Raw genomic sequence first — 6,863 nt, 5'->3', positions numbered from 1 at the left:
CCCGTACACCGTCCACTATGCGTACGACACCGTCGCGCTGGCCAAGGGCACGGGCGGGGCGGTGGTCGCGAACGGCGGCAAGAACTGGTTCTTCCTGACGGCCGACTATGCCTTCGGCGCGGCGCTCGAGGGCGACACAGCCAAGGTCGTGAAGGAGAAGGGCGGCACGGTGGTCGGCAGCGTCAAGCATCCGCTCAACGCTTCGGACTTCTCGTCCTTCCTGCTGCAGGCGCAGAACTCGAAGGCGCAGATCCTGGGTCTTGCGAATGCCGGCGGCGACACCATCAACGCGATCAAGGCGGCGAAGGAATTCGGCATCACGAAGAGCATGAAGATGGCCGGCCTGCTGGTCTTCATCACCGACATCCACAGCCTGGGTCTCAAGAACACCGAAGGCCTGCTGCTGACCACCAGTTGGGACTGGAACCTCAACGAGCAGACGCGCGCCTTCGGCAAGAAGTTCTTCGACAAGACCAAGCGCATGCCGACCGACATCCARGCCGCCGACTACTCGGCCACGATGACCTACCTGAAGGCCGTCCAGGCGGCCAAGAGCACCGACGCCGACAAGGTGATGGCCGAGCTCAAGAAGATGCCGATCAACGACTTCTACGCCAAGGGCTCGATCCGCGCGGACGGCCRCATGGTGCACGACATGTACCTGATGCAGGTCAAGTCGCCGAGCGAGTCGACCCAGCCCTGGGACTACTACAAGGTGGTCGCCAAGCTGCCCGGCGACGAGGTCTTCACGACCAGGGCCGAGAGCAAATGCGCCATCTGGAAGTGATCTGATCTCCTGACCTCCTCGTTTATCGCCATCTTCTCGTCATGCAAATATCACTGCCCGCTCTCTTGAGCCAGCTCCTCCTGGGGCTGGTCAACGGGTCGTTCTACGCGATCCTGAGCCTCGGGCTCGCAGTGATCTTCGGCTTGCTCAACGTCATCAACTTCGCGCACGGCGCGCTGTTCATGCTGGGGGCGGTGCTGACCTGGATGGCGATGAATTACTTCGACGTCAACTACTGGGTCATGCTGGCGGTGGCGCCGGTCATCGTGGGGCTGTTCGGCATCCTGATCGAGCGCCTGCTGCTGCGCTGGATCTACAAGCTCGACCATCTTTACGGCCTGCTGCTCACGCTCGGCCTGACACTCTTGATCGAAGGCGTGTTTCGCTCGATCTACGGCGTCTCGGGCCTGGCCTACGACACGCCCGACGCGCTCGCCAGCGCCACCGACCTCGGCTTCATGATCCTGCCCAATTACCGGGCCTGGGTGGTGGTGGCATCGCTGGTGGTCTGTTTCGCGACCTGGTTTGTGATCGAGAAGACGCGGCTCGGCGCCTACCTTCGCGCCGGCACCGAGAACCCGCGGCTGGTCGAAGCCTTCGGCGTCAACGTGCCTCTGATGATCACGCTGACCTACGGCTTCGGCGTCGCGCTAGCCGCCTTCGCGGGCGTGCTGGCGGCGCYGGTGATCCAGGTCTCGCCGCTGATGGGGCAGAACCTGATCATCGTGGTGTTCGCGGTCGTGGTGATCGGCGGCATGGGCTCGATCATGGGCGCAATCTTGACCGGGCTCGGGCTCGGTGTCATCGAAGGCCTGACCAAGGTGTTCTATCCCGAGGCTTCCTCGACCGTCGTGTTCGTGATCATGGTGATCGTGCTGCTCATCCGTCCGGCCGGCCTGTTCGGCAAAGAGAAATGACGCGGCCCCAACGCATAGAGCCATGAGAAAAATCACCCCTGTCGTCTACGCGCTGCTGTTGATCGCGCTGCTCGTCGCCCCTTTCGCCGGCGCCTACCCGGTGTTCGTGATGAAGCTGATGTGCTTCGCACTGTTCGCCTCGGCCTTCAACCTGCTGCTCGGCTATACCGGGCTGCTGTCCTTCGGCCATGCGGCCTTCCTCGGCGGCTCAGCCTACGTGGCCGGCCATGCAATGAAAGTCTGGGGCCTGACGCCCGAACTCGGCCTCATCGCGGGCACCGCGGCCGGCGCATTGCTGGGCTGGGTCTTCGGCATCCTGGCGATCCGCCGCCAGGGCATCTACTTCGCGATGATCACGCTGGCGCTGGCGCAGATGGTGTTCTTCGTCGCGCTGCAGGCCAAGTTCACGGGCGGCGAGGACGGCCTGCAGGGCGTGCCACGCGGCAAGCTCTTCGGCTTCATCGACCTGCAGAGCGACCTCGCGATGTACTACGTCACGCTGGTGATCGTGGTGGCCGCTTTCCTGCTGATCGTGCGCACCATCCATTCGCCCTTCGGCCAGGTGTTGAAGGGCATCAAGGAGAACGAGCCGCGCGCGCTCTCGCTGGGCTACGACGTCAGCCGCTTCAAGCTGCTGGCCTTCGTGATCTCGGCCGCGCTGTCGGGCCTCGCGGGCTCGCTCAAGACGCTGGTGCTGGGCTTCGCGACGCTGTCGGACGTGCACTGGAGCGCCTCGGGCCAGGTCATCCTGATGACGTTGGTCGGCGGCCTCGGCACCTTGTCGGGCCCGCTGGTCGGCTCGGCCGTGGTGGTGCTGCTCGAGAACAAGATCGGCGAACTGGGCCACCTGCTGGCGCGCATCTCGACCGTCGACTGGTTCAACACGCTGGGCGAGTCGGTGACCATGGTCACGGGGCTGATCTTCGTGATCTGCGTGCTGGCTTTCCGGCGCGGGATCATGGGCGAGATCATCGCGTTTATCGATCGGCGGCGCGGGGCGGCGAGAGGCTGAGCGGCTTCGCCGTCAGCAGGATGGTTTCCCTTCGGCCCTCCAGCGCCCCGCGTGTGCATCGAACGAAACAAGGCATCCAACTGTCCCGCGAAGCGCTCGGGCTTGAATAAGGACGAGGCCGGCACGCGTTCGGCCAAGATGGCACGCAAGGGCGCGGCGCCGCGGCGCATCCTGCGCCAATCCGATCGCCAGTCGCCTGTAGCCCGTGCTGTCCGTGCTCACCAATTTCGGGCAATCCGACGGCGTGCCACAGGCTCGCCGACATGCGGCTGACAAAGGTCTCGCCCGCGCACGTCACGAGCGGCACACCCGCGCGCAGCACGTCGCTGGTCGTGGTGCCCGAAGGGTTCAGCGCGATGTCGGCCAGCGCGATCGGCGCCTGGTGCGCGGGCCAGCGGCTGGCGCTGGGCGAGACCAGGCGCTCGGGCGCGACGCCGCGCCGGGCGGTCTCGTCGCGCTGGTTCCGCGCGGTCGTCTCGAATCCGGGCGGCGCCAGCCACAACACGCTGCCCGGCACCGCCTGCAGGATGTGGCACCAGTCGTCCCATAGCTGCGGATTGAGCTTGAACATCTGGTTGAAGCACCGGTCAGGTCGACCAGGACGTCGATGCCGTCGTCGCGGATGCGCCGCGCAGCATCGAGGTCGTCCACGCCGCCGATGTCGATGAAGTGGTCGGCCGCTGCTGCAGCGCACCGCGCGGCGCATCGTCGACCCGCGGGCCGTAGGCATAGAGGAACACTTCGGACTGCGTCGGATCCTGCGCGGCGATCATCCGCGCCGAGCCGCGCCGACGAGGGCCTGCCAGAGAGCAGGGCCTCGCGATAGCATTGCTCGGCGGCCGCGAGATCCTTGCGGTTCTCGAGTTCGAAGCCCAGGTTGGTATGGGCATTGGCGTAGTCGGGCTTGGCGGCCAGGGCCTGCTGGTAGCAGTGCAGGGCTTCGTCGCGCCGGCTGGCCTGGAAGCTGCGGGCCAGCAGGTTGCAGCGGGTGAGGCTTGGGGGCGCGGGATCGGTTCATGCATAGGCAACGGGCACTCTAGCGGCGCGCCCCCCTTTTTGTCCTCCAGGCCGTCGCTCCGAGCAATGCGCGATGTCGCGGCGCATATCGGGAAAGGGACTGCGGCATTGCGCGTGATTTCGGGCGTGTTCGAAGACCCCGCATTGCGGCCCCCGTAGCCTCGTCTTGCGCACGCCTCGGATGCTGCGCTTTCAGACCCGTCTGATGGGCGCTGGGGGCCGGACGGCGGATCATCGGCCTCGGCTGCCACACGAAGGCGGGCCCCCACGCACCTTTCCTTCCTGATGCCGACCATCGACCCTGAGCAGTTTCCGTCTGTTGAATCGGGCCCGCGCATGAAATCGACCGCGGCGGCCCTGCAATCCGTGCCCGCCCGCGCCAGCTTGCCGCAGCTGCCCGAACTGCGTCGGCTCTTCGACGCCGGACGCCGCTACCTGCACGGCGAGGCGTCGCTGTACCAGCTGCATGCACGGGTGTGCCATTGCCGGGTCCTGGCGAAAGCGGCGGGTGTGGCGCCGGCCGTGCTGGCGTTGCTCGACGAGTGGGCTCGCAAGGTCGAGCGGCGCTGGAGCGCGTGGACGATCGAGGCAAGGGCGCAGGTCGAGGCGGAGTTCCTCGCCTGGCTGCGCGGGCAACTGGTCTTCGACGGCGTCGCTGCCGACGACCGTGCTCAGAGCCTCAGCGCCTGACCGTAGCCCGTCAGTTCGAGGTAGCCGCGGCCCACCGGCTTGCCGCCGGCATCGAGCAGTTCGCTCAACCCTTCCCAGTACACGGTGGCGGTCGAACCCTGGCCGTCGAGTTCCTGGTCGTCGAGCAAGGCCCGCACGGCGAAGGCGCCGGCCGGCGTATCGATGCGCCATCGCGTCGGATAGACGGCGCGCGTGCGCGGGCTGGTCCAGCGGGCCTCGGCCTCGAAGCGCAGGGCGTCCGGGCCGAACACCTGCAGCCGGCCGTCGGCCGTGCGCAGCGAGCCGCCGTGCCACAAGGCCGAGCCGTCGCGGCGCCGGAGCCTGAAGGCCGTCAGCGCGCCGCCATCGAACAGGTTCATGCCGATCCAGTCCCAGCCCACTGCGTCGGGATGCAGCAGCGCCTCGCTCCATTCGTGGTCGAGCCAGGCGCGGCCCTGCACCTCGAAGCGCCGGCCTTGCAGGCTCAGGCTGCCCGCGGCGGCGAGCTGCGGCTCGCTGTAGTAATAGCTGGCCTGCTCGGGATCGGGCCCCTTGCGCGAGAGTCCGGCGCTGCCTTGCAGCAGCACCTCTTGGGTCGGGTCGAAGCGCAGGTCGATCGTGAAGCCCGAGGCCGGCAGGCGCGCCGCGTAGCCGCTGCCGTCGCGCTCGAGCGACCAGTCGCGCAGACGAACGCCGGTGTCGGCTTCCGACGCCGAGGCAACGCCGAAGCCTTCGCGCGCGATGCGCTGGTTGTGCCACAACTTGCGGCCTTCGAGATCGGTGATCGCCGCATGCGCGAAGATCAACTGCTTGGCCGCGAAGGCGGATCGCATCGCCTGCGTGGCATCGACGCGCGAGCGGAAAAAGGTCAGTTGGAAGCCGAACTCGCGCGCGCCGGCGTTCGCATGGCCGGTGATGTACCACCACTCGGTGCGCAGGTCGGGATGGCTGCCGAAGTCGCGCGGGAACTGCAGCGTGCGCGGCGGCAGCGCCCAGGCCGCCGGCACCGCGAACGTCGCCAGCAGCAGGGCGCGGCGCGACCAGCCGTGGACGCCCCGCGTGGATGCATTCAGGGGCCGCATCGTCACCAGTCCTCCTTGACCGCCATCACCGCGTCGTGGCCCGCGGCGGCGCGGCCCGCGACCCAGGCCGTGACGGTGCCGGCCGCGACCACCGCGGCGCACAGCGCGGCCAGTCGCACCCAGGGCACCAGCAGGTCCATCGTCCAGTGGAAGCTCTGCGGGTTGACCACGTGCACCAGCACCACCGACACCGCGAGCCCGAGCCCGAGGCCCGCGATGGCGCCGATGGCGGTCCAGGCCGCGCCTTCGCCGGCCACGATCGCCAGCACCTGGCCGCGCGTGAAGCCCAGGTGCGCGAGCAGGCCGAACTCCTTGCGCCGCGCCAGCACCTGGGCGCTAAAGCTGGCCGCGATGCCGAACAGGCCGATCGCGATCGCCACCGCCTGCAGCCAATAGGTGACGGCGAAGCTGCGGTCGAAGATGCGCAGCGAGGTGGCGCGGATCAGGGCCACCGAGGCGATCTCGACCGGCTCGGCCGCCGCGGCCTCGCGCGCCGCCAGCGCCTGTACCGCCTGCTGCACCGCGCCTTCGCTCGCGCCCGGCGCCAGCCACAGCCCGATGTCGCTGGCGCCGACATCGCCCGTGAGGCGCTCGAAATCGCGCGCGTCCATCGTGACGGCGCCGAACTGCCGGACGTAGTCGCGCCAGACGCCGGCGACGAAGAAGACCGGTGGCGGCTGACCGCCGCGCACCGGTCCCCAGGCACGTGCCAGGGCTTCGAAGGCACTGCCCGCGCGGGCGCCGTAGAGCTCGACCATCGCCTCGCTGACGTAGATGCCGGTCTGTCCCGCCGGCACCGGCAGCGCGGCGCCGAGCAAGGGCAGCGAACGGCCGACCTCGGCGTCGAGGCTGCGCGCGATCAGCGTGACCGCGGGCCGCGCCGGATCGATCGACAGCGCGCGCGTGCGCAGCGTGCCGGTGCGCGCGATGCCGGGCAGCTGACCGAGCGCCTGCACGAAGGCGGGCGGGAACAGCGCCTGTTCGCCGCCGGGGCCGGCGGCGCTGCGCAGGTACAGGTCGGCCGGCAGCACGACATCGAGCCAGCGCGTGACCGAGTCGCGGAAGCTGGCGACCATCACGGTCAGCGCCACCGCGAGGCTCAGGCTGGCGACCACGCCGCTGACCGCCACCGCGGCCGTGCCGCGCATGCGCCGCGCGCGCTCGATCGCCAGCAGCGGCAGCAGCCGGTGTTCGGCCAGTGGCGCGAGCCGGTCGTAGACGCCCGCGATCAGCCACGGCAGCGCCGAGATGCCGCCGACCAGGAGGAAGCCCACAGACAGGTAGGCCGCGATCGGGATGCCGAACATCGCCGGCGCCATGGCCAGCGCGYCGCCGGCCGCAATCAGCAGCAGCGCGAGGCGGTGCGCGCCGCCGCCGGC

8 protein-coding genes and 1 pseudogene are annotated in these 6,863 nt (G+C 68.8%); 4 read left to right on the top strand and 5 right to left on the bottom strand.

Annotated elements, in window-relative coordinates:
- From AC1DY5_RS36255 to AC1DY5_RS36245, 3 genes are all read left to right on the top strand, one after another.
- The coding region (locus AC1DY5_RS36255; RefSeq protein WP_478119319.1) for an ABC transporter substrate-binding protein at nt 1–787 on the top strand (787 nt) is incomplete at its 5' end.
- A 41-nt stretch (nt 788–828) separates the two neighbouring features.
- A complete protein-coding gene (locus AC1DY5_RS36250; protein ID WP_478119318.1) occupies nt 829–1,704 on the top strand; it encodes a branched-chain amino acid ABC transporter permease in 876 nt (291 codons plus the stop codon).
- 22 nt (nt 1,705–1,726) lie between these two features.
- Nucleotides 1,727–2,716: a branched-chain amino acid ABC transporter permease gene (locus AC1DY5_RS36245; protein WP_478119317.1), complete on the top strand. Its 990-nt coding sequence runs from the start codon at nt 1,727–1,729 to the stop codon at nt 2,714–2,716.
- Here the strand turns inward: AC1DY5_RS36245 and AC1DY5_RS36240 are convergent.
- The 3 genes and pseudogenes from AC1DY5_RS36240 to AC1DY5_RS36230 all read right to left on the bottom strand — a co-directional run.
- Entirely contained in the window at nt 2,682–3,287 is a 606-nt protein-coding gene (locus tag AC1DY5_RS36240; RefSeq protein ID WP_478119316.1) for an O-linked N-acetylglucosamine transferase family protein, read from the bottom strand. The two genes, AC1DY5_RS36245 and AC1DY5_RS36240, sit on opposite strands and share 35 nt — an antisense overlap.
- Nucleotides 3,288–3,303: 16 nt before the next feature.
- On the bottom strand, nt 3,304–3,489 hold the full coding sequence (locus AC1DY5_RS36235) for a hypothetical protein (RefSeq protein ID WP_478119315.1): 186 nt from the start codon (nt 3,487–3,489) through the stop codon (nt 3,304–3,306).
- Nucleotides 3,490–3,595: 106 nt separating this feature from the next.
- A pseudogene (locus AC1DY5_RS36230) lies at nt 3,596–3,652 on the bottom strand (hypothetical protein); the annotation flags it as partial.
- A gap of 417 nt (nt 3,653–4,069) precedes the next feature.
- On the opposite strand from AC1DY5_RS36230, the gene AC1DY5_RS36225 reads away from it, so the two are divergent.
- The gene (locus tag AC1DY5_RS36225) at nt 4,070–4,423 is read left to right on the top strand and encodes a hypothetical protein (protein ID WP_478119314.1); all 354 of its coding nucleotides are present in this window, start codon (nt 4,070–4,072) and stop codon (nt 4,421–4,423) included.
- Here AC1DY5_RS36225 and AC1DY5_RS36220 read toward each other — a convergent pair.
- Both AC1DY5_RS36220 and AC1DY5_RS36215 read right to left on the bottom strand, forming a co-directional pair.
- Complete coding sequence (locus tag AC1DY5_RS36220; protein ID WP_478119313.1) at nt 4,405–5,484, bottom strand: lipocalin-like domain-containing protein; 1,080 nt, start codon at nt 5,482–5,484, stop codon at nt 4,405–4,407. The genes AC1DY5_RS36225 and AC1DY5_RS36220 overlap by 19 nt on opposite strands.
- 2 nt (nt 5,485–5,486) lie before the next feature.
- Nucleotides 5,487–6,863, bottom strand: a 1,377-nt coding sequence (locus AC1DY5_RS36215) for an ABC transporter permease (protein WP_478119312.1), incomplete at its 5' end; no start/stop codon positions are given.

It is taken from the genome of Variovorax sp. P4_D9 (genome assembly GCF_056401695.1).
The sequence above is the reverse complement of the archived record's forward strand: the minus strand, read 5'-3'. Positions and strand labels throughout refer to the sequence as shown.